Here is a 26,501-nt window from a genome sequence, read left to right as displayed (position 1 = left end):
CCGTGGCCTACCCCCTAGCCTGCCCCCCGGCCGGCCCTGGCCTCCCCCGGCCGCCGCGGGCCGGGCAGCCCGCCCCCGGCCGCGCGGGCCGGACGGCCGACCCCGCCCGCCCGCGGGGCCCCGCTCGGGCCCGGCCCCGCGGCGGCGGGGGGGCGCTCACGCCTCCGTCGTCGCCTCAAGCGCCAGCTTCTGCGCCGCCGTGAGCTCCGTGCAGCCGCCGACCGCCAGGGACAGGAGCGCGTCGAGTTCGGCGCGGTCGAAGGGCTGGCCCTCGGCGGTGCCCTGGACCTCGACGAAGCGGCCGTCGCCGGTGCAGACGACGTTCATGTCGGTCTCGGCCTTGACGTCCTCCTCGTAGGCGAGGTCGAGCAGCGGCACGCCGCCGACGATGCCGACGCTGACCGCGGCGACCGTGCCGGTCAGCGGCCGGGACTTGGCCTTGATGAAGTGGTTGTGCTGCATCCAGCCGACCGCGTCGGCGAGGGCGACGTACGCCCCGGTGATCGCCGCGGTCCGGGTGCCGCCGTCGGCCTGGAGGACGTCGCAGTCCAGGACGACGGTGTTCTCGCCGAGCGCCTTGTAGTCGATGACGGCGCGCAGCGAGCGGCCGATGAGCCGGGAGATCTCATGCGTCCGGCCGCCGATCTTGCCGCGGACGGACTCGCGGTCGCCGCGGGTGTTGGTGGCGCGCGGCAGCATGGCGTATTCGGCGGTGACCCAGCCTTCGCCGCTGCCCTTGCGCCAGCGCGGGACGCCTTGCGTGGCGCTGGCCGTGCACAGGACGCGGGTGTCGCCGAACGAGACGAGGACGGAGCCTTCCGCGTGCTTGCTCCAGCGCCGCTCGATGGTGACGGGGCGGAGCTGATCCGGCCTACGGCCGTCGAAACGTGACATCCCCCGAGCCTATCCGGGTGATGTGCCCGCCTCCGCCGTCCGGGGCCGCCGGCGCAGCCGGGCCCGGACGGCGGAGGGGGTCCGCGAAGCTCACATCATGTCTTCGATGTCCGCGGCGACCGGGTCGGCGTCCGTGCCGATGACGACCTGGATCGCGGTGCCCATCTTGACGACGCCGTGCGCGCCGGCGGCCTTGAGCGCGGCCTCGTCGACGAGTGCGGGGTCGCGGACCTCGGTGCGCAGGCGGGTGATGCAGCCCTCGACCTCTTCGATGTTGTCGATTCCGCCGAGCCCGGCGACGATCTTCTCTGCCTTGGTGGCCATTGGTGTCTCCCTGTTTCCTGACCCACCGCGGGTCCGTTGTGTCACGGTAACGCACGGTTGGCCCAACTTCACGGGCGGTCAGCCGCCCCATGGACCACCATGTCGATCATGGACGCCGGTCACCCGCACCCCCAAGTGGTCTACACCACTGTACGCGACCGCCTCCACCGGGCGGGCCCGAGGTGAGCGCCGCGCAGGCCGCCGCCGCGCCGGCCGGTCCGAGCCGGGGCAGCCGGTTCTTCCAGGGCCTGCAGAAGATGGGCCGCAGCCTCCAGCTGCCCATCGCCGTGCTGCCGGCGGCCGGCATCCTCAACCGGCTCGGCCAGGACGACGTCTTCGGGCCCACGGGCCTGGGCTGGGACCGGGTGGCGAAGGTCTTCGTGGGCGCCGGCGGCGCGCTGCTGGACGGCGCCTTCGGGCTGCCCCTGCTCTTCTGCGTCGGCGTCGCGATCGGCATGGCCAAGCGCTCGGACGGCTCCACCGCGCTCGCGGCGGTCGCCGGCTACCTGGTCTTCTTCGGCATCCTCACCCGCTTCCCGAAGGACTGCCCGCAGGGCGCGCACTTCACCCAGCTCGGCCAGCTCGCCGGCGCCTGCACCCTCAAGGACGGCACGACGACGCTCGCGGAGTTCCAGACCCCGGGTGTCTTCGGCGGCATCGTCATGGGCCTGCTGACCGCCTACTTCTGGCAGCGCTTCCACCGCACCAGGCTGGTGGACTGGCTGGGCTTCTTCAACGGCCGCCGGCTGGTGCCGATCATCATGTCGGGGGTGGCGATCGTCTTCGCCGTGGTCTGCCTGTTCGTGTGGCCGCCGATCGGCGACGGCCTGACGAGCTTCAGCAAGAAGCTGGTGGATCTGGGCTCGGTCGGCGCCGGCATCTTCGGTGTCGCCAACCGCGCGCTGCTCACGGTGGGCCTGCACCAGTTCCTGAACACCTTCGTGTGGTTCCAGTTCGGCGACTTCACCAAGCCGGACGGCACGGTCGTGCACGGCGACATCCCGCGCTTCCTGGCCGGCGACCCGACCGCGGGGCAGTTCCAGACCGGCTTCTTCCCGATCATGATGTTCGCGCTGCCCGCCGCGGCGCTCGCGATCACCCACACCGCCAGGCCGGACCGCCGCAAGGAGGTCGGCGGCCTGATGCTGTCGGTCGCGCTGACCTCCTTCGTGACCGGGATCACCGAGCCGATCGAGTACTCGTTCCTCTTCATCGCCCCGGCGCTCTACGCGATCCACGCGCTGCTGACGGGGGTGTCCATGGCGCTGTGCTGGGCGCTGGGCATCAAGGACGGCTTCAGCTTCTCCGCGGGGCTCATCGACTACGTCATCAACTGGAACCTGGCGACCAAGCCGTATCTGATCCTGGTGGTCGGCGCGGGCTTCGCGGTCGTCTACTACGTGCTCTTCCGGGTGGTGATCCAGCACTTCGACCTGAAAACCCCGGGCCGTGAACCGGAGGAGCTGGGCGAGGAGATGGAGCGCGACAACACCAAGTAGCGCGTACGGTCCGTGACCGCGGACCGCACCGTGCGTAAGGCCCCCTGGTCGGTGGACCGGGGGGCCTTCGCTGTGCGTGAGGGATGTGACGCAGCGCACGCGGAATCGTGGATTCCTTTACGCGGATCCGACGTGTTAAATAGGTCTACACCACTGAGTGGTATAGACCACGGAGGAATCCAATGACAACGGCCACGGCCGCTGCCGGCTCGTCGCCGGCCCCCGCGAGGAAGCGGGGCTCCGGCCTCTTCCAGGGGCTGCAAAAGGTCGGCCGCAGCCTTCAGCTGCCGATCGCCGTCCTGCCCGCCGCGGGCATCCTGCTGCGGCTCGGCCAGGACGACGTCCACAAGAAGTGGCACTTCCCGATCGACGTCACGCATGTGTTCGCCGGCGCCGGCGGTGCCCTGCTGGACTCGACCTTCGGCCTGCCGCTGCTGTTCTGCATAGGCGTGGCCATCGGCTTCGCGAAGAAGGCCGATGGCTCGACCGCGCTCGCCGCGGTCGTCGGGTTCCTGACCTACTACGCGGTGATCCACCAGTTCCCGATCGACCCGGGCCAGCCCGGGATGACGTACACGGGCAGCGGGCTGGGCGGCGGCTACTGGCAGAAGGGCGAGACGGTCGTCGGCGCCGGCTTCCAGAATCCCGGCGTCCTCGGCGGGATCATCCTCGGTCTGCTGACCGCGGTGCTCTGGCAGCGCTTCCACCGTACCAAGCTGGTGGACTGGCTCGGCTTCTTCAACGGCCGCCGGCTGGTGCCGATCATCATGGCCTTCACCGGCACCGCGCTCGGTGTCCTGGTGGTCGCCGGCTGGCAGCCGATCGGTGACCAGATCACCCACTTCGGCAAGTGGATGACGGGCCTGGGCTGGTTCGGCGCCGCGCTGTTCGGCCTGATCAACCGGGCGCTGATCCCGATCGGCATGCACCAGTTCGTCAACTCGGTGGCGTGGTTCCAGATCGGCGACTTCAACGACACCGCCCACCACGCGGTGGTGCACGGCGACCTGACCCGCTTCTTCGCCGGCGACCCGACCGCGGGGCAGTTCATGTCCGGCTTCTTCCCGATCATGATGTTCGGCCTGCCGGCCGCCGCGCTGGCGATGGCGCACACCGCGCGCCCCGAGCGCCGCAAGGCCGTGCTCGGCATGATGGTCTCGATCGGCCTGACCTCGTTCGTGACCGGTGTCACCGAGCCGATCGAGTTCTCGTTCATGTTCATCGCGCCGCTGCTGTACGCGATCCACGCGGTGCTCACCGCGCTGTCGATGGCGATCACCTGGGCGCTGGGCGTGCACGCGGGCTTCACCTTCTCCGCGGGCCTGATCGACTACGCGCTGAACTGGAACCTGGCGACCAAGCCGTATCTGATCATCCCGATCGGCCTGGTCTTCGCGGTGGTCTACTACGTGGTCTTCCGGTTCGCGATCGTGAAGTTCGACCTCAAGACCCCGGGCCGCGAGCCCGAGGAGGAGGTCGAGGACATCACCCGCTGATCGCACCGGTCGCGATCGCGCCGGCCGCAGCGGCCGGGTGAGCCCCGCGCAGGCGGGCGCCGTCTACAGCTCGTAGACCGCGCCCGCCTTCGCCAGTTCCACCGGGCCCGGGAAGACCTCGCGGGCGTCGCGGAGGTTGGCGGTGGGGCTGGTCCACGGCGGGATGTGGGTGAGCACCAGCCGGGCGGCACCGGCCCGGGCGGCGGCCAGGCCCGCCTCGCGGCCGTTGAGGTGGAGGTCGGGGATGTCCTCCTTGCCGTGCACGAAGGACGCCTCGCACAAGAAGAGGTCCGCGCCCTCGGCGAGGGTGTCCAGCGCCGCGCAGGGGCCGGTGTCGCCGGAGTAGACCAGGGTGCGGCCCCGGTAGCCGAGCCGGAAGCCGTACGCCTCGACGGGGTGCGAGACCAGGTCCGTGGTGATGTCGAAGGGGCCGAGCCGGAAGGCGCCGGGCCGCAGGGTGCGGAAGTCGAAGACCTCGCTCATGCACTTCTCGTCCGGCACGTCGCCGTAGGCGATGTTCAGCCGCCGCTCGGTGCCCTCCGGGCCGTAGACCGGGATGACCGGGGCCGGGCCGCCGTCGTGGCGGTAGTAGCGGGCCACGAAGTAGCCGCACATGTCGATGCAGTGGTCGGCGTGCAGATGGCTCAGCACGACCGCGTCGAGGTCGTACAGCCCGCAGTGGCGCTGCAGTTCGCCCAGGGCGCCGTTGCCCATGTCGATCAGCAGCCGGAAGCCGTCGGCCTCGACGAGGTAGCTCGAACAAGCCGAGTCCGCGGACGGGAAAGACCCCGAGCAGCCGACGACGGTGAGCTTCATTCCGGGAAACACCTCCGTGGGCGCGCCGCAATCACCCCATTCCAGAGGGCGTGGGGGTATTGGCGGAAGCGGTCCGCCATGTCTTGCGAGGGTAAAGCGCAAGGCCCGGTGCTGGGCCTGCGTGGCGCCCCGTTGTGGGCGGAATCACCAGTCCGGGTGTCCTGGCGGAGCCTCATCTGACGGGAGGCACCGGCCCAGTTGTCCGCAGTTGCCCCGGTCCGCACGCGATTCACGGCCGGTCACGCGGTTCGACGTAGGGCTCTTCGCCGGCAGGGTGGCCCGCGGCCCGGGCGCGGCTGCGCTCGGATTCGGCGCTGAATTCCAGGCCGAGCAGCAGCGCGATGTTGGAGATCCACAGCCAGACCAGGAAGACGATGATCCCGGCGAAGGTGCCGTACGTCTTGTTGTAGCTGCCGAAGTTCGCGACGTAGACGGCGAAGAGCACGGAGGCGACGATCCAGATGGCGACGCTCAGCAGGCTGCCGCGGGTGACCCAGCGGAATGCGTGCCGGACGTTGGGCGCGGCCCAGTGCAGTACGGCGACGACCATGGCGAACAGCAGCACCATCACGGGCCACTTGGCGTAGTTCCACACCGTCACGGCGGTGTCGCCGAGGCCCAGGATGTGCCCGGTCTTGCGGGCCAGGCCGCCGGTGAAGACGATGCCGACCGAGATCGCGGCGAGCACGACGACGAGGAAGACGGTGATGGCCAGCCGCAGGGGCAGCGTCTTCCACGCGGGGCGGCCCTCGTCGATGTCGTAGACGGCGTTGCCGGCCCGCATGAAGGCGGCGACGTAGCCGGAGGCCGACCACAGGGCGACGGCCACGCCGATGACCAGCGGGATGAGGGCCTTGTTGCCGCCGGCCTGCACCTGGCTGACGATGCTGGTCAGGGTGGAGCGGACGGCGCCGGGGGCGACGCTGGTGATGTTGTCGGTGAGGGATTTCGCGGTGGACTTGCTGAGCAGGCCCACGATCGAGACCAGGGCGAGCAGGGCGGGGAAGATCGCCAGGATCGCGTAGTACGTGAGGGCCGCCGCGAGGTCGGCGAGGTTGTCGGCCTTGTACTCGCGCAAGGTGCGCTTGAGGATGTCGCGGGTGGAGCCGGGAGGCAGGTCGGAGGGCTTGTCCGGCGGCTGCCGGCCGGCCGCGCCGCCCCGGTGGAGGCTCGCGCCGGTGCGCTCCGGCTCAGCGGCTGCCATGGCTCGCCCCGGCGGAAGCGACAAAAGGGGCTTTCCGTCTCATCCGGCCAGTATCGTGCGGCCGGGCGGGCGGCGCAGGGCGGATTGCGCCGCCGGAGGGGCGGCGGGGGGCTACCGGGGGCAGGGGGGAGGCGGCGGAAGGGGCGGCGGGGGCGGGCCGGCGCGCCGGACGGGCGGGGCGTCCCGTCCGGCGCGGGCGCGGGGGCCCTCAGGCCCAGAGCTGGCCGTGCAGCGCGGCGACCGCGTCCTCGGTGGTGGGCGCGGTGTAGATGCCGGTGGACAGGTACTTCCAGCCGCCGTCGGCGACGATGAAGACCACGTCCGCGCGCTCGCCGGCCCGCTCGGCCTTCGCGGCCACACCGAGCGCGGCGTGCAGGGCGGCGCCGGTGCTGACGCCGGCGAAGATGCCCTCCTGCTGGAGCAGTTCGCGGGTGCGGCGCACCGCGTCCTGCGAGCCGACGGAGAAGCGGGTGGTGAGCACCGAGCCGTCGTAGAGCTCGGGCACGAAGCCCTCGTCGAGGTTGCGCAGCCCGTAGACCAGGTCGTCGTAGCGCGGCTCGGCGGCGACGATCGCCACGCCCGGGGCCTTCTCGCGCAGGTAGCGGCCGACGCCCATCAGGGTGCCGGTGGTGCCGAGGCCCGCGACGAAGTGGGTGATGGTGGGCAGGTCGGCCAGGATCTCCGGGCCGGTGGTGGCGTAGTGGGCGCCGGGGTTGGCGGGGTTGCCGTACTGGTAGAGCATCACCCAGTCGGGGTGCTCGGCGGCCAGTTCCTTGGCGACCCGCACGGCGGTGTTGGAGCCGCCGGCCGCGGGCGAGGAGATGATCTCCGCGCCCCACATGGTCAGCAGCTCGCGGCGCTCGGCGGAGGTGTTCTCCGGCATGACGCACACGATGCGGTAGCCCTTGAGGCGGGCGGCCATCGCCAGCGAGATGCCGGTGTTGCCGGAGGTGGGCTCCAGGATCGTGCAGCCCGGGGTGAGCCGCCCGTCGGCCTCGGCCTGCTCGATCATGTACAGGGCCGGGCGGTCCTTGACCGAGCCGGTGGGGTTGCGGTCCTCCAGCTTCGCCCAGACGCTCACCGCGTCGGACGGCGACAGGCGCGGCAGGCGGACCAGCGGGGTGTTCCCGACCGCCGCCAGCGGGCTGTCGTAGCGCATCAGGCCATGCCTCCGGCGACGGCCGGCAGGATCGTCACGCTGTCGCCGTCGGCGACCTTGGTGGCGATGCCGTCGAGGAACCGGACGTCCTCGTCGTTGAGGTAGACGTTGACGAAGCGGCGCAGCTCGCCGCCGTCCACGACGCGGTCCCGCAGACCCGCGTGCCGGGTGTCGAGGTCGGAGAACAGCTCGTCGAGCGTGGCTCCGGCACCCTCGACGGACTTCTCGCCGTCGGTGTAGGTGCGGAGGATGGTCGGGATGCGGACCTCGATGGCCATGTCTGCGCTCCAGTGAGTGCGTGGGGTGTGCGGGGGTCCCACGGTCGCCGTGCGGGGCGCGCGGCGGCTCGCGGGGGCGGTGCGGGCCGTACGGGGTTCGTGCGGTCAGGCGGGGCGTGGCGGTACGGGTGCGGTCGGCGCGCGGTCAGGCGGCGCTGGTGCGGCGGCACAGGTCGACGTGCAGCCGCGCCACGAGCAGCGAGCCCGGCGCCGTGTCGCTCACGTCGGTGGAAACCATGGGGTCATCGTATCGATTCCCCGATCCGGGCCAGGGGCCGCGTCTCGGCATCCGGGACGTCAGGCGTACGAAGTCACTACTTTGACCGGTTCTTCTGTGACGACGCCGTCCACGATGCGGAACGAGCGGAACTGCGGCTCGGGAAATTCCTCCGCGGTGGACACCAGGACGTAGTGCGCGCCGGGCTCGTTGGCGTAGGAGATGTCGGTACGCGAGGGGTACGCCTCGGTCGCGGTGTGCGAGTGGTAGACGATCACCGGCTCCTCGTCCCGGTCGTCCAGGTCCCGGTAGAGCTTGAGCAGGTCGGTGGAGTCGAACTCGTAGAACGTCGGGGAGCGGGCGGCGTTCAGCATCGGGATGAAGCGCTCGGGGCGGTCGCTGCCCTCGGGGCCGGCGACGATGCCGCAGGCCTCGTCGGGGTGGTCGGCGCGGGCGTGGGCGACGATCCGGTCGTGCAGCTCCTGGGTGATGGTCAGCATGCATGCAAAGTACCCCGGGCGCATATCGCCTGGCCCTGCCCCTACGACCCCCTACAGTGCCGGCGGGCTAGAGCGCCGGGTCGGGTGCGGCCGGGGCCTCCGGCGACCCGGGGGCGAGGGCGCCGGGGGCCCGCGGCGGCAGGTGGGGGCGGCGGGCGAAGGCGGCGGGGTTGCGGCGGCGCAGCACCCGGTAGCCGGCCGCCAGGACCGCGCCCCACACCGGCACCCCGTACAGGCTGATCCGCGCCTGGCCGTCGGCGCCGGTCATCACCAGCACCGCGGCCAGGAAGCCCAGCGCCGCCCAGCTCGCCGCGGCGCCGCCGGGCGCGGTGAACCACGCGGCGGCGCAGCGCCCGTCGCGTACGGCGGCCCGGTAGCGGATGTGCGAGGCGAGGATCACGCCCCACGTCCACACCCCGGCGACGGTGGCGAAGGCGGTGATGTACGTGAACGCGCCCGCGGGGTCGACGTAGTTGAGCCACACCCCCACGCCCATCACGGCGACCGACACCGCGATGCCGGCGGCCGGGGTGCGGCGTGCGGTGAGGCGGCCGAAGAGGGCCGGGCCCTGGCCGTTGGCGGACAGGTCGCGCAGCATGCGGCCGGTGGAGTACATCCCGGAGTTGCAGGAGGAGAGCGCGGCCGACAGCACCACGAAGTTGACGATGCCGGCGCCGAACGGGATGCCGATCTTCGCGAACGCGGCGACGAACGGGCTGACGCCGGGCTGGAACTCGGTCCACGGCACGACGCACAGGATGACGGTGAGCGCGCCGACGTAGAACAGCGCGATGCGCCACGGCAGGGTGTTGATGGCCCGGGGGAGGGTGCGCCGCGGGTCCTGCGCCTCACCGGCCGTCACGCCGACCAGTTCCACGGCGATGTAGGCGAACATGACGATCTGCAAGGTGAGCAGCGAGCGGCCCACGCCGTTGGGGAAGAAGCCGCCGTCGTGCCACAGATGGGTGACCGACGCGGTGTCACCGGCCGCCGACAGGCCCAGCGTCAGCACGCCGGCGCCGATGAGGATCATCCCGACGATCGCGGTGACCTTGATCATCGACAGCCAGAACTCGACCTCGCCGAAGAGCTTGACCGAGATGAGGTTGGCGGCGAACAGCACCAGCAGGAAGCCGGCCGCCGCGCTCCACTGCGGCACGTCCGGCCACCAGTAGGCGATGTACGTGGCCGCCGCGGTGACCTCGGCCATGCCGGTGACGACCCACATCAGCCAGTACGTCCAGCCGGTGACGTAGCCGGCGAACGGGCCCAGGAACTCGCGGGCGTAGTCGGCGAAGGAGCCGGAGACCGGGCGGTAGGTGAGCAGTTCGCCCAGCGCCCGCATGATCACGAAGACGGCGGCGCCGGCGACCGCGTACATCACGATGAGGCTGGGGCCGGCCTGGTGGATGGCGCGGCCCGCGCCGAGGAACAGGCCGGTGCCGATGGCGCCGCCGATCGCGATCATCTGGATCTGCCGGCTGCCGAGGCCGCGTACGTAGCCGGCGTCGGGGTCGGGGCCCGCGCCGCCTGCCGCTCCGGCGCCGGGGGGCACGTCCTTCACGTCCGTCATGCCCGATTCGTACCACGGGGGCGGGGCGGCGGAATCCTCGCCGGGGCCACCCGGGGGGCCTTCAGGGGCCCGGGCGGCTCAGGCCCGGGGGCTCGGGCGGCCCGGGCGGCTCAGGAGGTGATCGCCTCGACCAGGGACTCCTGGAGGTGGCCGAGCCACAGGTACGCCATCACCATCGGCTTGCGGTCGTCGTCGTCCGGGAGGTGGTAGAGGCCGTTCTGGTCGTCCTCGCTGACGTCCAGGTAGACGCCGATCGTCAGCCGCAGGTCGTTGAGCGCGCCCATCCACTGCCGGGCCTCCTGCGCCGACAGCTCGATGCCCGAGCCGCCGCGGTCCAGGCCGCGCACCATCGCCAGGGCGTCGTCGCGCTTGCGGGCCCGCAGGTCGTTCTCGGTGAAGCGGCGGAACTCCGCGGCGGACTCGTCGTCCTCGTAGGCGTTGGGGAAGAGCCTGGCCAGCGCCGGGTCCTCCGGGGGCTTGCTGGGGCCCTCGGCGAAGATCTCGGCGAGCGGGTCGGGGTCGGCGTCGGCCGCGCCGGGGCCCGGGCCGATGAGTTCGAGCAGCTGCACCGCGAGCGAGCGCAGGATGGAGATCTCGTCGGCGTCCAGCGCGATCGCGGCGCCGCCGCCCTCGACGGGCCCGAAGGCGCCCTTGCGGGCGCGTCCGCGGGCCATCAGCGGTCCTGCGACAATGTCGCCCACAGCCCGTAGCCGTGCATCGCCTGCACGTCGCGCTCCATCTCCTCGCGGGTGCCGCTGGAGACCACGGCCCGGCCCTTGTAGTGGACGTCCTCCATCAGCTTGGTGGCCTTGTCCTTCGAGTAGCCGAAGTACGTCTGGAAGACGTACGTCACGTAGCTCATCAGATTGACGGGGTCGTTGTGGACGATCGTGACCCAGGGGACGTCCGGCGCGGGCACCTCGAAAGGCGCCTCGCTCTCCTCGGGGCGGGTCTCGGTGGGCCCGACGGGGACGGCAACACTCACAACCCCCATGCTGCCGCCGGTGGGGGGTCTCGCACAAATGGGCGTGCCCGGTGGGGGGCGGGTTGTGCGGAGCGACGGGTGGGGCGGCGCGGTGTGAGGGCGCGCACACGGCGGAGATCTCGTCAGTCTGACGAGATCGGGGGTAGCATCCTGGTCATGAGCACAGCAGAGCTGGGACTGCCGGTGAACGTGCCGTCCACCGCGCTTTTCACCGACCGCTACGAGCTGACCATGCTGCAGGCGGCGCTGCGCAGCGGTGCGGCGCACCGCCGCTCGGTCTTCGAGGCCTTCACCCGGCGGCTGCCCGAGGGCCGCCGCTACGGGGTCGTCGCCGGCACCGGGCGGGTGCTGGACGCGGTCGAGAACTTCCGCTTCGACGCGCCCGTGCTGGACTTCCTGCGGCGCGAGGGCGTCGTCGACGAGCCGACGCTCGAATGGCTGGCCGGCTACCGCTTCAGCGGCGACATCTGGGGCTACCCCGAGGGCGAGGTGTACTTCCCCGGCTCGCCCGTCCTGCGGGTCGAGGGCAGCTTCGCCGAGGCGGTGCTGCTGGAGACGGTCGTGCTGTCGATCCTCAACCACGACTCGGCCATCGCGGCGGCGGCCTCCCGGATGGCGGTCGCCGCGGGGGGCCGGCCGCTGATGGAGATGGGCGCCCGCCGCACCCACGAGCTCGCGGCGGTCGCCGCGTCCCGGGCCGCGTACGTCGGCGGCTTCCGCACCAGCTCCAACCTCGCGGCGGGCTTCCGCTACGGCATCCCCACGGTGGGCACCAGCGCGCACGCCTTCACCCTCGTCCACGACACCGAGCGGGACGCCTTCACCGCGCAGGTCGAGTCCCTCGGCCGCGGCACCACGCTGCTGGTCGACACGTACGACGTCGGCGAGGCGGTGCGCGCCGCCGTCGAGATCGCCGGGCCCGAGCTGGGCGCGGTGCGCATCGACTCCGGTGACCTGCTGCTCCTCGCACACCGGGTGCGGCAGCAGCTGGACGACCTCGGGGCGCGGGACACGAAGATCGTGGTGACCTCGGACCTGGACGAGTACGCGATCGCGTCGCTCGCGGCGGCGCCGGTCGACTCCTACGGCGTCGGTACGTCGCTGGTCACCGGCAGCGGGCAGCCGACGTGCTCGATGGTCTACAAGCTCGTCGCCCGCGAGGATTCCGCCGGGCGGCTCGTCCCGGTGGCCAAGAAGTCCATGGGCGGCAAGACGAGTGTGGGCGGCCGGAAGTGGGCCGCCCGGCGGGTGGACGCCGATGGCGTCGCCGCGGCGGAAGTCATCGGCAGCGGCGAGATCCCCTCCGACCTCGCCGACCGCCAACTCCTCGTCCCCCTGGCCCGCGCGGGCTCCATCATCGGCCGCGAACCTCTCGACGCGGCCCGCCTCCGCCACATCGAGGCTCGCGCCTCCCTCCCCCTCTCGGCCACCCAACTCTCCCGCGGCGAACCCGTCCTCCCCACGGAGCTCCTCTGACGCACCGAGCTGCACCTTGCGCCGCGGGGCGCTTTTCAGCTGAGCGCGACCCCCCGGGGCTGCGGCTTGCGCCGCGGGGTGTTTTTTCAGGGGCGCGGGGCTGTATCTGATCTGCGGCTGCCGCCGCGTGGGCGCGATCCGCGCCGCGGGGTGAGCTTTTCAGGGGCGCGGGGAACTGCGCGACCAGCCATATGCGGCCTGCACGTCGCCACCGTCCCAAAGGGGCTGTTCGGTTCGATCCGGACCACCGGCCGGTGGGTGGCTGAGCGCGCAGTTCCCCGCGCCCCTGGTGGTTGGCGTCCGGCGCAGATGCAGCCTCCGACCGAGCGCGCCCACGCGGCGGCAGCCGCGGCTCCTGCAGGGGGGCGTGCGAAGGTGGGAGGGGGTGGGGGAAGATGCCAGGGCTCAGGCCGTATTCGTGGATCCGCCGGAAGGGCAATATGCACCGCGCACTCATCGTCGTCGACGTGCAGAACGACTTCTGCGAGGGGGGAAGCCTCGCCGTGGCAGGGGGCGCGGACGTGGCCGCCGGGGTCACGGACCTGATCGGGGAGACCGCCGGGAGCTACCGGCACGTCGTGGCGACCAGGGACCACCACATCGACCCCGGAGAGCACTTCTCCGCGCACCCGGACTTCGTGACGTCCTGGCCGGTGCACTGCGTCGCCGGGACGGAGGGCGTCGGGTTCCACCCGAACTTCGCGCCGGCCGTGGCGTCGGGCGCGGTGGACGCCGTGTTCGACAAGGGCGCGTACGCCGCCGCGTACAGCGGCTTCGAGGGGCAGGACGAGAACGGCGTGAGCCTCGCGGACTGGCTGCGGGAGCGGCAGATCGCCGAGGTCGACGTCGTCGGGATCGCCACCGACCACTGCGTGAAGGCCACCGCGCTGGACGCGGCCCGCGCGGGCTTCACCACCCGGGTGCTGCTCAAGCTCACCGCGGGGGTCGCCCCGGAGACGACCGAGCGGGCGCTGGGCGAGCTGCGCGGCGCGGGCGTGGAGCTCGTCGACAGCTGAGCGCCTCAGGTCCGGTCCAGCGTCGATATCGGGTGCCACGGGTCGGACAGCTTCGCGTGGTACGCGCGCCAGATGAGCCCGTCCGGGTGATGCAGCACCGCGGTGATCTCGTCCGGTGTGGGGGGCTCGGTGTTGCCGGTCAGCCGGGTGCCGCGGAAGCCCAGGTTGCTGAGCCGGGTCAGGGCGCGCTGCCGGTTCTGCGCGTGCACCACGACGCGTATCCGCTCGGCCGGGTCGGCAGGGTGCGGCAGCGCGAGCGCCACGACGACCGTGCCGCTCGGCAGCTTGCTGAAGCCTCCGACCGCCATGCCCTCATTTTCCGCGATCCGGCCGCCGCCCACCAGCAGGCGACGGCCGAACGCGGCATCACAGCAGGTCGGACCCCGGGTGCCCGGGGCCGGCCTCAGCGGTGGGCGGGGCCCACCTGGACGGTGATCGTGCTGCCGTCCAGCGGCTGGCCCACGATGGTCAGCCGCGTGTTGGTGTCGGGCACCTGCACGCTGCCGTACGGGTTGGACTCGTCGTAGTAGTCGCCGTAGTGGTCGTCGAAGACCGGCACGCCGAGCTTGGCGCGCACCTTCGCGGCGACACCGTTGTTGTGCAGGGTGAAGCCCTGCGTCGGATACCAGCTGAAGGCCGAGTCGTACGCCTGGATGCGGTTGCGCATGAGCGAGCCGTCCGCCCACTTCTCGGCCTTGGCGTGCGCGTCGACGGGCAGTATCTGCCCCGCGCCCGGGTGCAGCCCGACGTTGTTGTCGGCCTGCGAGGTGTCCCACAGCCAGATCAGCAGGCCGTTCTGGTACGGGAAGTGCTCGACCTTCTGCGGCGCGGTGCCGGTCCAGCCGAAGTTGTACGGGCCGGTCCTGAGCGTCTGGTCGAAGCTGACGTACTGCCGGTTCTCGGCGATGTAGAACTCGGGGTAGTCGTCGGTGAAGGACGCGCCGATGCGGCTGAAGCCCTTCGCGGTCCACCCGTTGTCGTCGGTCTCGGCGCCGTCGCTGAGGAGCGTGGAACCGTCCGCGGTGACGGTGATCGCGTCGGCCGCGAAGCCCTGCTGGGCGACACCGCCGTCGGTGAGGTAGCGGAAGCGCAGCTGGATCTGCTTGCCCGCGTAGGCGTCGAGCGGGAAGGACAGGTCCTCGTACGCGCCGCTGGTGCCGGTCAGCGCCGGGGTGTTGCCGCCGTCACGCGGCAGCGACGCGCCGTTCGCGGTGCCGTCGAGGGCGGTCCAGTTCGCGCCGCCGTCGGTGGAGACCTCGGTGTAGAGGTAGTCGTAGTTCTCCTCGATGTCCCACCACCCCTTGAGGGTGAGGGCGGCGGACGTCTTGCCCGTCAGGTCCACCGATCGGGTGAGGGTGTTGGCGAGGTTGTCGCCGCTGCCGGACCACCACTGCTTGCTGCCCTCGGCGGGCTGGGTGATCGTCGTGGTCACCGTCTTGTCGGGGAGGCTGACGATCAGCGCCTGCTTGTCCTTGGTGTTGTACTCGGCCACGCCCAGCTTGGTGGTGGAGCGCGTCGCGGCCTTGGCCGTGCCGTAGTTGAGCCAGCCGAGCTGGAGCTTGTCCCAGGCGTTCATGTCGTCGGGGCGGTCGCCGATGGCGTTCTTGCCGGTGCCCATCCACGAGCCGGACGACATCAGCGTCCAGAAGGCGGTGTTGTTCTCGCCTATGTACGTCGTGTCGTACTCGTCGGGCAGGCCCAGGTCGTGGCCGTACTCGTGGGCGAAGACGCCGAGGCCGCCGTTCTCCGGCTGGAGGGTGTAGTCGCCGATCCAGATGCCGGTGTCGCCGATCTGGGTGCCGCCCGCGCGGTTGTCGGCCGGGCCGGTGCGGCCGGCGTCGGTGCCGTAGGCGTACCAGCGGTGCGCCCACAGCGCGTCGGTGCCCTGCGCGCCGCCGCCGGCCGACTCGTCGGCGCCGGCGTGCACGATCTGGAAGTGGTCGATGTAGCCGTCGGGCTCGTTGAAGTTGCCGTCGCCGTCGTAGTCGTAGCGGTCCCACTGGTCGTACTGCGCCAGGTCCGCCTTGATCTGGGCGTCGGTGCGGCCCTGCGCCTTCTGGTCGTCGACGTACGCGGTGGTGGCGTCGCGGATCAGGTCCCAGGCGCTGGAGCAGGTGCTGGCGCCGCAGTAGTTGGAGCCGTAACGGGCCTCGTTCCAGGGCACCTTGACCCACGCGGAGACCTCGCCGTCGACCGAGTAGCGGCCCGAGGACTGGCGCTCGTAGTAGGTGGCCAGCGAGTCCTGGCCGGACTTGTGGGCGAAGTACAGTTCCTGGAAGTGCTGCTGGTCGTAGTCGGCCTGCCAGGCCGTGCTGTTGTCCTCGGACCGGTCGGGCTGGGCGATCTGGTTGTGCGCCGGGCCGGGCTGGCCGCCGTACTTGGTGACGGGGGCCTCGGGGCCGTCGGGGCCGTCGGGGTCGTAGGTGGTGGTGCTGTCCACCTGGTCGCCGAACTCCGCGAGGATGGTGAAGATCTTGTCGGTCTTCTCCCGGCTGAGCTCCACGTACTTGCTCTTGCCCTTGGCCTTGCCGCCCTTGCCGGCGCCGATCTTGACGACCTTGGAGCCGCCGATCTGCTGGACGGTCGCCTTGCCGGCGACGACCTGCTGGAGCGCCGCGGACCGCTCGGCGGCCTGCTGCTTGGTGAACGGGCCCGGCAGGTCGTGCGGCTCGCTCTGCGCCGGGTCGGAAGTCGCCGACGCCACGGTCCCGGACGCGTGGTCCTGCGCCGCCTCGGACGCGCCCGCCGCGGTGGCGGTGGGCAGCACGCCGAGGACGGCGATGGCCAGGGACAGGGCGGCGGTCTGGGTGATCCTCCGCTGATTCTTCAAGATTATTTGACCTCCCCTTGGGAAAGGCCATTGCACCGGAGTGCCGCGGGAAAAAACAGATCTTGACTTGGACATGGCGGGACAGTACGTTTACCGGTTCCGCGGTTCCGCTGAGCGGACGTCAGGCCGCGGTCGGGGGACGGCTGTTGACCGCTGCAATTGCGGCGTTCGGACGCGCGTGCGACCCCGTGCGCCCCCTTGTGCTCCGTGCTGTGGGTTAGGTCACGCTTACCGGCTGTTCGCCCCGGGCACGCACAACAGGAGCCACCCGTCAGCGTGCCCCCGCTTCGACGTACCCGAGGACGGTCCCCCCGATGCCACGTCCGACGACCGCGCAACTCGCCTACGGTTCCCTCACCGTCGTCCTGTCCACCTTCGCGGCGCTGCTGCTGTCCGACGTACGCTCCGGCGCCGCCGTCGTCGCCGTCGCCGCCGGCGGGCTGCTGCTCGGGCTCGCCGTCACGGTGTCCGCGGCCCGCCGCGCCGCCGCCCCGCGCCCGGCCGCCGCCCCGGCGCCCGCCGCGGTGCCGGTCCCCCGCTCCCGGGTCGCCGGCGCGGCCGAGGCCGGCCCCGTACGGCAGCACTCGCTGCGGCGCTGAACGCACCATCAGACGGCGGTCACGACCACGGTCCTGGCCGCCTTCTCGTGCACTCCCTGCTTGTAGGGGCGGTCGAACAGCACGGTGATGCCGATGATGAGGAACCAGAAGCAGCTGCAGCAGAAGGCGGGGAGCCAGAGGATCGCGGCGCGGGCCGCGGCGGCGTTGGTGGACGGGACGCTGCCGTCGGAGAGGGTCGCGGCGCGGATGCCCATGAGTTTCTTGCCCACCGTCTGGCCGGTGGACTTGGTCATGTACCACTCGTAGAGGAAGCCGAGGCCGGCGGTGAAGATGCCGCCGATCGCGGAGCGGCCGGCGGTCCAGTCGTCGCCGTGGACGCCGCCGGCGGCCCAGTCCAGGAGGCCGGCGGGGATCAGCACGATGATGACGTCGATGATGCGGGCGAGCAGGCGCTTGCCTGAGGCGGCAAGCGGCGGCATCCCCGGCATGGGCTCCGCCCCCCGCCCGTACGGACTCCCCCCACCCCACCCCCCGCCTCCCGGCGGCCCCCCGTACGGCCCGCCTCCCCCGGGCGGCTGCCCCCCGTACGGCCCACCCTCCCCGGGCGGCGGACTCCCGTACGGGTTCCCGCCCTCCCCCGGCGGAGGGCTGCCGTACGGGTTCCCTGCGGGCGGCTGCTGCGGCGGCTGATCACTACTCATGAGCCGAGTACACCCCGCGACCTGCCCCTCCGCCCCCCACCAACCCCCATCCGGGGGACTCCCGACGCCGAACGCCAACCCCCCGGGGCGCGCGGGCTTGCGGCTGCGCCGCGGGCCGGCACACCAGGGGCGCGGGGCTGTATCTGATCTGCGGCTGCCGCCGCGTGGGCGCTCCCCGGCGGGGCTTGCGGCTGCGCCGCGGGCCAGCACACCAGGGGCGCGGGGCTGTGTTTGATGTGCGGCTGCCGCCGCGTGGGCGCTCCCCGGCGGGGCTTGCGGCTGCGCCGCGGGCCAGCACACCAGGGGCGCGGGGAACTGCGCGACCAGCCAAGAACCGGCCTGCACATCGCCACCGACCCAAAGGGGCTATTCAGTCCGATCCGGACCACCGGCCGGTGGCCGGTTGCGCGCGCAGTTCCCCGCGCCCCTGGAGGTTGACGTCCGGCGTCCAGGCGCCCAGCCGGCGGGGGCTTGCGGCTGCGCCGCCGGATGCTTTTTCAGGGGCGCGGGGAACTGCGCGACCAGCCATATGCGGCCCGCAGGTCGTCACCGCCCCAAAGGGGCTGTTGCTGTCGTCTCCGGGCCACCGGCCGGTGGTTGGTTGCGCGCGCAGTTCCCCGCGCCCCTGGGTGGTGGCCGTCAGGCGCAGCCGCAGCCCCGCCGGGCGCAGATGCGGCGGTGGGCGCAAATGCAGGGCGGCCCCGCGCCCCCGGGCGGGCGCCCCGCGGCGTAGCCGCCCCCTTGGCCCCCGGGGGGGGCGGCCACCGGCGTCGGGGTTAGCTCGCGGCGACGAACGTGTGGGTTGCCTTGTCGTGCCAGGCTTGGTGCCAGGGGCGGTCGATGAGGGCCCAGGCCATACCCACCGCGCCGATGGCGAGGGCGTTGAGGACCGTGCGGAGCAACCAGCGGCGCAGGCTGGGCCAGAAGGTGGGGGGCTGCTGGGCCTCGATGTCGAGGACCCTCAGGCCGGTGAGCTTTTTGCCCAGCGTGCGGCCCCACTTGGCCGTGGGGAGCACCTCCAGGAGGATGCCGGCGAGGAGGGCGACCAGGAGCGCCGCCGCGGCCTCCGCGCCGGTCGTGGCGTCCAGGAGCCACACCTTCACCGTCTCGCCGGTGAGCTTCGCCGCGTCCACCTTGTCCTGCGCGTGGTGGTACGCCGCCGAGCCCAGCGGCAGCGCCGCCGCCCCGGTCACCGCGACGAAGACCACCGTGTCGACGACCCACGCGGCCAGCCGCCGGAGCAGCCCGCCGGGCCGGTCCTGCGCCCGGGCGCTCGCGAACGGGTCGGCGGCGACGGGACGCCAGGGCAGCGGCGCGTCACGGGCCAGCTCGTGCACCTGCTCGGCCCAGGGCGCGGCGTTCTGCTGCGGCACGGGCGGGTTGCCGATGGGCGAGGGCGTGGACTGCGTGGGCGGCTCGGGCGGGGACGGCATCGGGAAGGGCTGCGGGGCAGGTTGCTGCTGCTGGTGCGGAGCCGGGTGCTGGTGCGGCGCGGGCTGCCCCTGCGCGCCCCAGGAGATGGGCGGCAGCTCACCCCCCGGCGGGTTCGCCGCCGGCACCGGCCACGCGGGCCCGGGCGCCGCGGCGGCCTGCTGCCCGGCCGGCGACGGCCAACCCCCGGCGGGCTCGGCCGGCTCGGGCCACTCCGCGGCGGGCGGCGCAGCGGCCGGCTCGGGCCACTCACCGGCGGCGGGTTGGGGCGGGACCGTGGGGGCCGGGGTGCCCTGGACGGCGGTGGGGGCCGCGGGGTCGGCGTCGAGGAACATCGGGCCCGACTCGTCGACGGCCGGCATCGCGGGCGGCGGCACGACGGGCCCGGGCGCCGGCGGACCGGAGGCCGTACCGGACTCGCCCGGCGGGGCCGGCCTGCTGGTGCCCGGCACCCACGCGGAACCGTTCCAGTAGCGGATGTAGTTCGGGATCGACGGGTCCGGGTAGTAGCCGGGCGCCGGGGACGACGCGGAACCGGAAGAACCAGAAGGACCGGAAGGAGGTGCGCTCATGGGTCACGGGGTCCGTATCTGCTCGGCCAGGGGGTGCAGCGTCCAGAAATACCAGACCCGGGGCACCCGCGGGCCCGCGCCGCCGCGCGCCGCACCGCCCGGCACCCGCCCGGCACCGGCCGCGCACCGGCCACGCACCGGCCGCGCACCGGCCACGCACCCGCCCCGCCCTACCCCGCTCCGCGCCCCGGCATGCCTCGCACGCCTGACTCGTCATTACCCGCACACGCCGCCGCGCGCCCCCTCTTCCCGGATTTTGAACCTAATCCCGCGAAGTCACGTAATGGTGAGAGAGGCACGCGCTCTCTCCAGGTGCTGGCCCCGCTCAGCGATACCCGCCAAGAGGGGCCGCCGCGCCAAGGAAAGGACGTCGACTCGATGCAGACCGTGGTGGAACGCGAACTCGAAATGCAGCTGGTGCTGTCGCCCGAGCGCAGCATCCCCGTACCGGCGAGGCTGGTCTACCGCTCCAGCGATCCGTTCGCCGTGCACATCACCTTCCATGTGGGCTCCGACCTGCCCGTCAACTGGACGTTCGCCCGTGAGCTGATCGTGGAGGGGGTGTTCCGGCCGTGCGGGCACGGCGACGTGCGGATCTGGCCGACGAAGGTGGGCGGGCGCAGCGTGCTGTGCATGGCGCTCAGCTCGCCGGACGGCGAGGCGCTGCTGGAGGCGCCGTCCTCGCCGGTCGCGTCCTGGCTGGAGCGCACGCTGCGGGCGGTGCCGCCGGGCACCGAGCACGAGCAGCTGGGCATGGACGACGGGCTGAGCCGGCTGCTCGCGCCGACCGCCGGGGACGACGTGTGGCTGCGCGAGGCGTGGAAGGACTCCGACGACACCCCGGACGCGAGTGCGTAGCCGCCCCGCCGGGGTGCGGTGCGGTCACAGGACTTTGCCGGGGTTGAGCAGGCCGAGCGGGTCGAAGACGGCCTTGATGCCGCGCTGGAGCTCCATGCCGGTCGGGCCGGCCTCCCGGGCCAGCCAGTCGCGCTTGAGCAGCCCCACCCCGTGCTCGCCGGTGATGGTGCCGCCGAGCGACAGGCCGAGCGCCATGATCGCGTCGAAGGACTCCCGGGCCCGCCGGGTCTCGTCGGCGTCGTGCCGGTCGAAGCACACCACGGGGTGGGTGTTGCCGTCGCCGGCGTGCGCGCACACCCCGATCGTCAGGCCGTACGTGCCGGCGATCGCCGCGACGCCGTCCAGCATCTCGCCGAGCCGGCCGCGCGGGACGCACACGTCGTCGATGAGCATGGCCGTCGAGACCTTCTCCAGCGCGGTGAGCGACAACCGGCGGGCCTGGAGCAGCAGTTCGGACTCGGCGGGGTCGGAGGCCGGGACGACCTCGGTGGCGCCCGCGGCGGTGCACAGCGCGCCGACCGCCGCGAGGTCGGCCGCGGGGTCGGGGGTGTCGAACGCGGCGAGCAGCAGCGCCTCGGTGGTCTCCGGCAGCCCCATGCGGGCCATGGCGTTGACCGCCCGTACGGTCGTGCCGTCCATCAGCTCCAGCAGCGACGGTACGTGCCCGGCCGCCATGATCGCGCACACCGCCTCCCCGGCGGCTGCGGCGGACGGGAACTCCGCGGCGAGCACGAGGTGCGGCGGCGGCGCGGGCCTGAGCGCGAGCACCGCCCCGACGACGACGCCGAGGGTGCCCTCGGAGCCGACGAACAGCCGGGTCAGGTCGTAGCCGGCGACGCCCTTGGCGGTGCGCCGCCCGGTGCGCAGCAGCCGCCCGTCGGCGAGGACGACGTCGAGGCCGAGGACGTACTCGGCCGTCACGCCGTACTTGACGCAGCACAGGCCGCCGGCGCCGGTGGCGATGTTGCCGCCGATGGTGCACTGCTCCCAGCTCGACGGGTCGGGCGGGTAGGACAGCCCGTGCTTCCCCACCGCGCGGGAGAGCACCGCATTGACGACGCCGGGTTCGACGACGGCGACGCGCTCGACGGGGTCGATCTCCAGGATGCGGTCCATCTTGACCAGGGACAGCACGAGGCAGCCGTCGACGGCGTTCGCCCCGCCGGAAAGCCCGGTCCGCGCGCCCTGCGGCACGACCGGCACCCGGTGCGCGGTCGCGGTGCGCATCACGTGCTGCACGTCCTCGGTGCTGCGCGCCGTCACGACGGCGAGCGGCTGCCCGCCGGCCGAGAAACCGGCCATGTCCTGTGCGTACGACGCGGCGACCGCCGCATCCGTCACGACCGCCCCCGCGGGCAGCCCGGCCACCAGTTCCCCGATCACGTCACCCATCCCCCCACCCTGGCACCCCCGCGGCGACCTGGGAAGACGTGATCCGGATCACCGCGGGGGGCCGAGGGGGCGTCAGAGGTTGCCGCGCCGCTCCTGCTCGCGCTCGATCGCCTCGAAGAGCGCCTTGAAGTTGCCCTTGCCGAAGCCCATGGAGCCGTGCCGCTCGATCATCTCGAAGAAGACGGTGGGGCGGTCCTGGACCGGCTTGGTGAAGATCTGCAGCAGGTAGCCGTCCTCGTCGCGGTCCGCGAGGATCTTCAGCTCGCGCAGCTCGTGCAGCGGCACCCGCGTGTCGCCGACCCACTCGCCGAGCGTGTCGTAGTACGAGTCGGGCGTGTCCAGGAACTCCACGCCGGCCGCCCGCATCGCCCGCACCGACGCCACGATGTCGTTCGTCGCGAGCGCGATGTGCTGGACGCCGGGGCCGCCGTAGAACTCCAGGTACTCGTCGATCTGGGACTTCTTCTTGCCCACCGCCGGCTCGTTGAGCGGGAATTTGACCTTGAGCGTGCCGTCGGCGACGACCTTCGACATCAGGGCGGAGTATTCGGTGGCGATGTCGTCGCCCACGAACTCCTTCATGTTCGTGAAGCCCATGACCTGGTTGTAGAAGGCCACCCACTCGTCCATCCGGCCGAGTTCGACGTTGCCCACGCAGTGGTCGATCGCCTGGAAGAACCTCTGCGCCGGCGGCTCGACGATCGGCTGCGCCGCGGTGTAGCCGGGCAGGTAGGGCCCGTCGTAGCCGGTGCGCTCGACGAGGGTGTGCCGGGTCTGGCCGTAGGTCGCGATCTCGGCGAGCACCACGGTGCCGCCGTCGTCCTTGAGCTCGTACGGCTCGGCGAGCCCGCGCGCCCCGTGCGCGACGGCGTAGGCGTACGCGGCCCGGGCGTCGGGGACTTCGAGGGCCAGGTCGATCACGCCGTCGCCGTGCGCGGCGACGTGCTCGGCCAGGAAGCGGCCGTGCTCGGTCGTGGGCTTGATGACGGAGGTGAAGACGAAGCGCGCGCCGCCGGACTCCAGGACGTAACTGGCGGTCTCCCGGCTGCCGTTCTCCGGTCCGCAGTACGCCACGCGGCGCATGCCGAACGCGGTCGAGTAGTAGTGCGCGGCCTGCTTCGCGTTGCCGACGGCGAAGACGACCGCGTCCATGCCCTTGACGGGGAAGGCGTCCTTGGTCTCAGTCATGGCAAAAGCGTCCCGCCGCCTCCCAGAGTGCGCAACAGTTCCGGTTTTCGCTGGACAGACTGCACAGCCCGGGCGACGATCGTCGGGTCAATCTGTGCAGGATGACCATGCGGAAGGCCGGTGGGGCGGGGATGGGCATCGACGCGCTGGACGGGCGGCTGATCGCGCTGCTGGACCGGGAGCCGCGGATAGGCGTGCTGGAGGCCTCCCGCCGGCTCGGGGTGGCGCGCGGCACCGTCCAGGCCCGGCTGGACCGGCTGCGCGCGCAGGGGGTCGTGCGCGGCTTCGGCCCGCAGGTGGACCCGGCGGCGCTCGGCTATCCGGTGACGGCGTTCGCGACGCTGGAGATCCGGCAGGGCCTCGGCCCGGACGTGCGCGCCCACCTCGCGTCGGTCCCGGAGGTGCTGGAACTGCATACGATCACCGGCGAGGGCGACATGCTGTGCCGCCTGGTGGCCCGTTCGAACGCGGATCTGCAGCGGGTCATCGACCGGGTCGTGGGCTTCGAGGGCATCGTGCGGGCCTCCACGGCGATCGCGCTGGAGAACCCGGTGCCGATGCGGATCATCCCCCTGGTGGAGCAGGCCGCCCGGGACGCGTAGGCCCGCGGCCCCGTCCTTCCCGGCCCGGAGTCCACAGCCCGGCGCCGGCCCTGCGCCTGCCGCAGATGCAAAGACTCCTTTGCAAAAGCCGTTGCAAAGGAGTCTTTGCGTTCCTACCCTGAACGGGTGACCCACACCCCCGCGGCCGACCCGCCGCCCGCCGACGCACCGCCGCCCGACCCCGTGCTGCACGCCGACGTGCCGCCGCTGGACCCGCGGTCGCTGCGCGGCCTCGCGCACCCGCTGCGGATGCGGCTGCTGGCCGCGCTGCGCGAGGACGGGCCCGCGACGGCCTCCGCGCTCGCCGCCCGGCTCGGCGAGTCCAGCGGCGCCACCAGCTACCACCTGCGGCAGCTCGCCGCGTACGGCTTCGTCGTCGACGACCCCGGCCGCGGCACCGGCCGCGAGCGGTGGTGGAAGGCGGCGCACCGCGGGGTGCGGGTGGACAGCATGGAGGAGTTCACCGCGCACCCCGACCCGGAGGTGCGCGGCGCCATCAGCGCCCTGCTGTACGCCCATTCCGCCGCCCACGCCGAGCAGCTGAACGGCTGGATCGGCACCATGCACGAATGGCCGGCGGCGTGGCGGGAGGCCTCCGACCTCAGCGACTTCAGCATCCGGCTGACCCCGGAGCTCGCGAGGGAGCTGGGCGAGCGGCTGCACGCCCTCGTCGAGTCCTACCGCGACCGGCTCCCGGAGCCCGTCGAGGGCTCCGCCCGGGTCCGTATCCACCTGCACGCCTTCCCGCGCCGGGCGGACTGACCCGCCGTCACGCAGACATCCCAGGGGGGACCATGCCCACGTACGACACCCCGGAGCGGCGCCCGCTCGGCCTGCTGCTCACCGCCAACGTGATATCCGTCAGCGGCAACATGCTGACCGTCGTCGCCGTGCCGTGGCTGGTGCTGCAGAGCACCGGCAGCCCGGCCCGCGCCGGCCTGGTCGCCTTCGCCTCGACGCTGCCGGTGGTGCTCGCCGCGCTGCTCGGCGGGCCGCTCATCGACCGGCTCGGGCTGACCGTCAGCAGCGTGGTCTCCGACACCGTGTGCGCGCTGGCGATCGGCGCCGTGCCGGTGCTGCACATGGCGGGCGCGCTGTCGTACGGGGCGCTGCTCGGCCTCGTCGCGGTGGCCGGGCTCTTCCACGCGCCCGGCGAGACCGCCCGCGAGGTGCTGCTGCCGCGGCTCGCCCAGCGGGCCGGCATGGACTTCACGCGGGCCTCCAGCTTCTACGAGAGCGCGTCGCGCGGGGCCAGGATGCTGGGCGCGCCGCTGGCCGGTGTGCTCATCGCGGCGGTCGGCGCGGCCGACGCGCTGCTGGTGGACGCCGGCAGCTTCGCGGCCTCCGCGCTGCTGGTCGGCCTCGGCGTACGGGACCGGCGCCCGGCCGGCGCCGCGCCAGCGGGGCAGGGGCCCGGGTATCTCGGGCAACTGCGGGAGGGCTACGCCTACTTGTGGGCGGCGCGGCTGCTGCTCGCGGTCGTGGGCATGGTGATGGTGACCAACGCGCTGGACCAGGCGTGGTCGGCGGTGCTGCTGCCCGTCGAGGCCCGGGAGCACCTGCACGGCGCGCAGAGCATCGGCCTGGTCTCCGGGGCGATGGGCGGGGCGGCGCTGGTCGGCTCGGTGCTCTACGGCTTCTTCGGGCAGCGGCTGCCGCGCCGCGGGCTGTTCATCGCGGCCTTCCTGGTCTGCGGCTTCCCGCGCACCGCGGTCGCCGCGCTGCTGCCGGGGCTGACCCCGCTGCTGGTGACGACCGTGGTGTGCGGGCTGGCGGCGGGGGTGCTCAATCCGGTGATCGGCACCGAGCTGGTGCGGCTGGTGCCCGAGCGGCTGCGCAGCCGGGTGTTCGGCGCGACCACCTCGGGGGTGCTGGTGGCGGTGCCGCTGGGCGGGCTGCTCGCGGGCTACCTGGTGCAGTACGCGGGGCTGCGGGCGAGCCTGCTGGTGGTCAGCGGGATCTACCTGGTGACGACGCTGAGCCCGCTCGTACTGCCCGCCTTCCGGCAGTGGGACGCGCCGCCGCCGGGGACGGGCGTGACGCCGGTGCAGGAGCCGGCCGCGGCCTGAGGGCGCCGCCCTGCCGCGGCCTCAGCAGGCCCGGCAGCCCCGGCAGCCTTCAGCACGTGGGGGTCTTGCGCCCCGCGTCGAGGGCCGCGAGGGCGGCGAGGGCGCCGTCGAGGGTGTCGACCGGGATCAGCCGCATGCCGTGCGGCAGTTGGGCGGTGGCGTCGGAGCACTCGTCGCGGGGCACGAGGAAGACGGTCGCCCCGTCGCGCCGGGCGGCCAGCTCCTTCAGCGGCACCCCGCCGACCGCGCCGACCTTGCCGGCGGAGTCGATGGTGCCGGTGCCGGCGACGACCCGGCCGCCGGTGAGGTCGCCGCCGTGGCCGTTGCCGGCGATCTTGTCGATGATGCCGAGGGTGAACAGCAGTCCCGCGCTGGGGCCGCCGACGTCGGCGAGCTTGAGCTGGACGGTGACCTGCTGCGGCGACAGGCGCAGGTGGTTCAGGGCGGCGGCGGTCGCGTCCTGCTGGGACTGCGTCATCTCCTTGAGGTTGGCCTTCTCGATCTCCTTGACCGAGCCGCCGCTGGGGTAGACCGAGTCGCGCGGCATGGCGGCCTCGTGCGAGTCGAACCAGGCCCTGGCCACGTCGATGAAGTGCACCGGCGCGCTCGGCCCGGTCGCGGCGATGGTCACCAGCCGCAGCTGCCCGGTGGTGGCCCGTACCGGCGTGCCGCTGATCGTGATGACCTGCGTGCCCGCGTTCTTGCCCAGGACGTCCGCGGTGAGCCCGGGCTGCACGATGGACACCGGCAGCGGTGCGAAGGCGGCCACCGCCACCAGGGCGGCCAGCACCGCCGCGCACACCGCGAGCGTGAGGGACCGGCGGGAGAGCGTAGGCATGCGCCCGACCTTATGGCACCCGG

General features: G+C 72.7%; 26 protein-coding genes. 9 read left to right on the top strand and 17 right to left on the bottom strand.

All coding sequences use genetic code 11. From position 1 onward, the window contains the following. Positions 1–156: 156 nt before the first annotated feature. Complete coding sequence (gene rph / locus HCN08_RS00480) at positions 157–894, bottom strand: ribonuclease PH (RefSeq protein WP_167980784.1); 738 nt, start codon at positions 892–894, stop codon at positions 157–159. A 90-nt stretch (positions 895–984) separates the two neighbouring features. Beyond that, positions 985–1,218: a glucose PTS transporter subunit EIIB gene (locus HCN08_RS00475; RefSeq protein ID WP_167980783.1), complete on the bottom strand. Its 234-nt coding sequence runs from the start codon at positions 1,216–1,218 to the stop codon at positions 985–987. A 182-nt stretch (positions 1,219–1,400) separates the two neighbouring features. On the opposite strand from HCN08_RS00475, the gene HCN08_RS00470 reads away from it, so the two are divergent. Continuing rightward, the gene (locus tag HCN08_RS00470; protein ID WP_407648620.1) at positions 1,401–2,717 is read left to right on the top strand and encodes a PTS transporter subunit EIIC; all 1,317 of its coding nucleotides are present in this window, start codon (positions 1,401–1,403) and stop codon (positions 2,715–2,717) included. Between the two features lie 182 nt (positions 2,718–2,899). Beyond that, positions 2,900–4,213 carry a PTS transporter subunit EIIC gene (locus HCN08_RS00465; protein ID WP_167980781.1) on the top strand — a complete coding sequence of 438 codons (1,314 nt, stop codon included), beginning with the start codon at positions 2,900–2,902 and terminating at the stop codon, positions 4,211–4,213. A gap of 63 nt (positions 4,214–4,276) precedes the next feature. Here the strand turns inward: HCN08_RS00465 and HCN08_RS00460 are convergent, their stop codons facing one another. The 8 genes from HCN08_RS00460 to clpS form a co-directional block, all read right to left on the bottom strand. Then, complete coding sequence (locus tag HCN08_RS00460) at positions 4,277–5,029, bottom strand: MBL fold metallo-hydrolase (protein WP_167980780.1); 753 nt, start codon at positions 5,027–5,029, stop codon at positions 4,277–4,279. Between the two features lie 229 nt (positions 5,030–5,258). After that, positions 5,259–6,233: a YihY/virulence factor BrkB family protein gene (locus tag HCN08_RS00455; protein WP_167980779.1), complete on the bottom strand. Its 975-nt coding sequence runs from the start codon at positions 6,231–6,233 to the stop codon at positions 5,259–5,261. A 208-nt stretch (positions 6,234–6,441) separates the two neighbouring features. Further along, the gene (locus tag HCN08_RS00450) at positions 6,442–7,392 is read right to left on the bottom strand and encodes a PLP-dependent cysteine synthase family protein (protein ID WP_167980778.1); all 951 of its coding nucleotides are present in this window, start codon (positions 7,390–7,392) and stop codon (positions 6,442–6,444) included. Beyond that, on the bottom strand, positions 7,392–7,670 hold the full coding sequence (locus HCN08_RS00445; protein WP_167980777.1) for a MoaD/ThiS family protein: 279 nt from the start codon (positions 7,668–7,670) through the stop codon (positions 7,392–7,394). The genes HCN08_RS00450 and HCN08_RS00445 overlap by 1 nt, the downstream gene beginning before the upstream one ends. Before the next feature lie 297 nt (positions 7,671–7,967). Continuing rightward, positions 7,968–8,387 (bottom strand): Mov34/MPN/PAD-1 family protein, encoded by a 420-nt coding sequence (locus HCN08_RS00440; protein ID WP_167980776.1) that lies wholly within the window; start codon positions 8,385–8,387, stop codon positions 7,968–7,970. 67 nt (positions 8,388–8,454) lie between these two features. Beyond that, on the bottom strand, positions 8,455–9,960 hold the full coding sequence (locus HCN08_RS00435) for an amino acid permease (protein WP_167980775.1): 1,506 nt from the start codon (positions 9,958–9,960) through the stop codon (positions 8,455–8,457). A gap of 110 nt (positions 9,961–10,070) precedes the next feature. Then, a complete protein-coding gene (locus HCN08_RS00430) occupies positions 10,071–10,634 on the bottom strand; it encodes a DUF2017 domain-containing protein (RefSeq protein ID WP_167980774.1) in 564 nt (187 codons plus the stop codon). Then, complete coding sequence (clpS, locus tag HCN08_RS00425) at positions 10,634–10,954, bottom strand: ATP-dependent Clp protease adapter ClpS (RefSeq protein ID WP_167980773.1); 321 nt, start codon at positions 10,952–10,954, stop codon at positions 10,634–10,636. The genes HCN08_RS00430 and clpS overlap by 1 nt, the downstream gene beginning before the upstream one ends. A 147-nt stretch (positions 10,955–11,101) precedes the next feature. Here clpS and HCN08_RS00420 point away from each other — a divergent pair, with 147 nt between their 5' ends. Continuing rightward, positions 11,102–12,421, top strand: a complete 1,320-nt coding sequence (locus HCN08_RS00420) for a nicotinate phosphoribosyltransferase (RefSeq protein ID WP_167980772.1) — start codon at positions 11,102–11,104, stop codon at positions 12,419–12,421. A 440-nt stretch (positions 12,422–12,861) separates the two neighbouring features. Next, complete coding sequence (locus HCN08_RS00415) at positions 12,862–13,437, top strand: isochorismatase family protein (protein WP_167980771.1); 576 nt, start codon at positions 12,862–12,864, stop codon at positions 13,435–13,437. 5 nt (positions 13,438–13,442) lie between these two features. On the opposite strand, the gene HCN08_RS00410 is transcribed toward HCN08_RS00415, so the two are convergent. Together HCN08_RS00410 and HCN08_RS00405 are read right to left on the bottom strand one after the other, a co-directional pair. Continuing rightward, entirely contained in the window at positions 13,443–13,745 is a 303-nt protein-coding gene (locus HCN08_RS00410) for a hypothetical protein (RefSeq protein WP_167980770.1), read from the bottom strand. Positions 13,746–13,840: 95 nt separating this feature from the next. Continuing rightward, positions 13,841–16,267, bottom strand: coding sequence for an immune inhibitor A domain-containing protein (locus tag HCN08_RS00405; protein ID WP_206318175.1), 2,427 nt, complete (start codon positions 16,265–16,267; stop codon positions 13,841–13,843). Positions 16,268–16,581: 314 nt separating this feature from the next. Here HCN08_RS00405 and HCN08_RS00400 point away from each other — a divergent pair, with 314 nt between their 5' ends. Further along, entirely contained in the window at positions 16,582–16,866 is a 285-nt protein-coding gene (locus tag HCN08_RS00400) for a hypothetical protein (RefSeq protein WP_167980768.1), read from the top strand. 8 nt (positions 16,867–16,874) lie between these two features. Here the strand turns inward: HCN08_RS00400 and HCN08_RS00395 are convergent, their stop codons facing one another. Together HCN08_RS00395 and HCN08_RS00390 are read right to left on the bottom strand one after the other, a co-directional pair. Beyond that, complete coding sequence (locus HCN08_RS00395) at positions 16,875–17,315, bottom strand: RDD family protein (RefSeq protein ID WP_240969651.1); 441 nt, start codon at positions 17,313–17,315, stop codon at positions 16,875–16,877. A gap of 989 nt (positions 17,316–18,304) precedes the next feature. Then, positions 18,305–19,531 (bottom strand): RDD family protein, encoded by a 1,227-nt coding sequence (locus HCN08_RS00390; protein WP_167980766.1) that lies wholly within the window; start codon positions 19,529–19,531, stop codon positions 18,305–18,307. Positions 19,532–19,909: 378 nt separating this feature from the next. Between HCN08_RS00390 and HCN08_RS00385 the strand changes: the two genes are divergently transcribed. After that, complete coding sequence (locus tag HCN08_RS00385; RefSeq protein WP_167980765.1) at positions 19,910–20,389, top strand: SsgA family sporulation/cell division regulator; 480 nt, start codon at positions 19,910–19,912, stop codon at positions 20,387–20,389. Positions 20,390–20,413: 24 nt separating this feature from the next. Here the strand turns inward: HCN08_RS00385 and HCN08_RS00380 are convergent, their stop codons facing one another. Continuing rightward, the gene (locus HCN08_RS00380) at positions 20,414–21,781 is read right to left on the bottom strand and encodes an FAD-binding oxidoreductase (protein ID WP_167980764.1); all 1,368 of its coding nucleotides are present in this window, start codon (positions 21,779–21,781) and stop codon (positions 20,414–20,416) included. Positions 21,782–21,853: 72 nt separating this feature from the next. Then, entirely contained in the window at positions 21,854–22,969 is a 1,116-nt protein-coding gene (gene hppD / locus HCN08_RS00375) for a 4-hydroxyphenylpyruvate dioxygenase (protein WP_167980763.1), read from the bottom strand. 131 nt (positions 22,970–23,100) lie between these two features. Here hppD and HCN08_RS00370 point away from each other — a divergent pair, with 131 nt between their 5' ends. From HCN08_RS00370 to HCN08_RS00360, 3 genes are all read left to right on the top strand, one after another. After that, complete coding sequence (locus tag HCN08_RS00370) at positions 23,101–23,571, top strand: Lrp/AsnC family transcriptional regulator (protein ID WP_167981203.1); 471 nt, start codon at positions 23,101–23,103, stop codon at positions 23,569–23,571. Positions 23,572–23,697: 126 nt separating this feature from the next. Continuing rightward, on the top strand, positions 23,698–24,333 hold the full coding sequence (locus HCN08_RS00365; protein ID WP_407648617.1) for a helix-turn-helix domain-containing protein: 636 nt from the start codon (positions 23,698–23,700) through the stop codon (positions 24,331–24,333). A 32-nt stretch (positions 24,334–24,365) separates the two neighbouring features. Further along, entirely contained in the window at positions 24,366–25,640 is a 1,275-nt protein-coding gene (locus HCN08_RS00360; protein ID WP_167980762.1) for an MFS transporter, read from the top strand. A 49-nt stretch (positions 25,641–25,689) separates the two neighbouring features. On the opposite strand, the gene HCN08_RS00355 is transcribed toward HCN08_RS00360, so the two are convergent. Beyond that, the gene (locus tag HCN08_RS00355) at positions 25,690–26,478 is read right to left on the bottom strand and encodes a S16 family serine protease (RefSeq protein WP_167980761.1); all 789 of its coding nucleotides are present in this window, start codon (positions 26,476–26,478) and stop codon (positions 25,690–25,692) included. Positions 26,479–26,501: the final 23 nt, after the last annotated feature.

The sequence above is a fragment of the Actinacidiphila epipremni genome, assembly GCF_012034175.1.
Classification (GTDB): Bacteria; Actinomycetota; Actinomycetes; order Streptomycetales; family Streptomycetaceae; genus Actinacidiphila; species Actinacidiphila epipremni.
The sequence above is the reverse complement of the archived record's forward strand: the minus strand, read 5'-3'. Positions and strand labels throughout refer to the sequence as shown.

Coding starts and splice junctions, on each gene's coding strand:
- rph (WP_167980784.1), bottom strand. CDS start 894: ATGTCACGTTTCGACGGCCGTAGGCCGGATCAGCTCCGCCCCGTCACC.
- HCN08_RS00475 (WP_167980783.1), bottom strand. CDS start 1,218: ATGGCCACCAAGGCAGAGAAGATCGTCGCCGGGCTCGGCGGAATCGAC.
- HCN08_RS00465 (WP_167980781.1), top strand. CDS start 2,900: ATGACAACGGCCACGGCCGCTGCCGGCTCGTCGCCGGCCCCCGCGAGG.
- HCN08_RS00460 (WP_167980780.1), bottom strand. CDS start 5,029: ATGAAGCTCACCGTCGTCGGCTGCTCGGGGTCTTTCCCGTCCGCGGAC.
- HCN08_RS00455 (WP_167980779.1), bottom strand. CDS start 6,233: ATGGCAGCCGCTGAGCCGGAGCGCACCGGCGCGAGCCTCCACCGGGGC.
- HCN08_RS00450 (WP_167980778.1), bottom strand. CDS start 7,392: ATGCGCTACGACAGCCCGCTGGCGGCGGTCGGGAACACCCCGCTGGTC.
- HCN08_RS00445 (WP_167980777.1), bottom strand. CDS start 7,670: ATGGCCATCGAGGTCCGCATCCCGACCATCCTCCGCACCTACACCGAC.
- HCN08_RS00440 (WP_167980776.1), bottom strand. CDS start 8,387: ATGCTGACCATCACCCAGGAGCTGCACGACCGGATCGTCGCCCACGCC.
- HCN08_RS00435 (WP_167980775.1), bottom strand. CDS start 9,960: ATGACGGACGTGAAGGACGTGCCCCCCGGCGCCGGAGCGGCAGGCGGC.
- HCN08_RS00430 (WP_167980774.1), bottom strand. CDS start 10,634: ATGGCCCGCGGACGCGCCCGCAAGGGCGCCTTCGGGCCCGTCGAGGGC.
- clpS (WP_167980773.1), bottom strand. CDS start 10,954: ATGGGGGTTGTGAGTGTTGCCGTCCCCGTCGGGCCCACCGAGACCCGC.
- HCN08_RS00420 (WP_167980772.1), top strand. CDS start 11,102: ATGAGCACAGCAGAGCTGGGACTGCCGGTGAACGTGCCGTCCACCGCG.
- HCN08_RS00415 (WP_167980771.1), top strand. CDS start 12,862: ATGCACCGCGCACTCATCGTCGTCGACGTGCAGAACGACTTCTGCGAG.
- HCN08_RS00410 (WP_167980770.1), bottom strand. CDS start 13,745: ATGGCGGTCGGAGGCTTCAGCAAGCTGCCGAGCGGCACGGTCGTCGTG.
- HCN08_RS00400 (WP_167980768.1), top strand. CDS start 16,582: ATGCCACGTCCGACGACCGCGCAACTCGCCTACGGTTCCCTCACCGTC.
- HCN08_RS00395 (WP_240969651.1), bottom strand. CDS start 17,315: ATGCCGGGGATGCCGCCGCTTGCCGCCTCAGGCAAGCGCCTGCTCGCC.
- HCN08_RS00390 (WP_167980766.1), bottom strand. CDS start 19,531: ATGAGCGCACCTCCTTCCGGTCCTTCTGGTTCTTCCGGTTCCGCGTCG.
- HCN08_RS00385 (WP_167980765.1), top strand. CDS start 19,910: ATGCAGACCGTGGTGGAACGCGAACTCGAAATGCAGCTGGTGCTGTCG.
- HCN08_RS00380 (WP_167980764.1), bottom strand. CDS start 21,781: ATGGGTGACGTGATCGGGGAACTGGTGGCCGGGCTGCCCGCGGGGGCG.
- hppD (WP_167980763.1), bottom strand. CDS start 22,969: ATGACTGAGACCAAGGACGCCTTCCCCGTCAAGGGCATGGACGCGGTC.
- HCN08_RS00370 (WP_167981203.1), top strand. CDS start 23,101: ATGGGCATCGACGCGCTGGACGGGCGGCTGATCGCGCTGCTGGACCGG.
- HCN08_RS00360 (WP_167980762.1), top strand. CDS start 24,366: ATGCCCACGTACGACACCCCGGAGCGGCGCCCGCTCGGCCTGCTGCTC.
- HCN08_RS00355 (WP_167980761.1), bottom strand. CDS start 26,478: ATGCCTACGCTCTCCCGCCGGTCCCTCACGCTCGCGGTGTGCGCGGCG.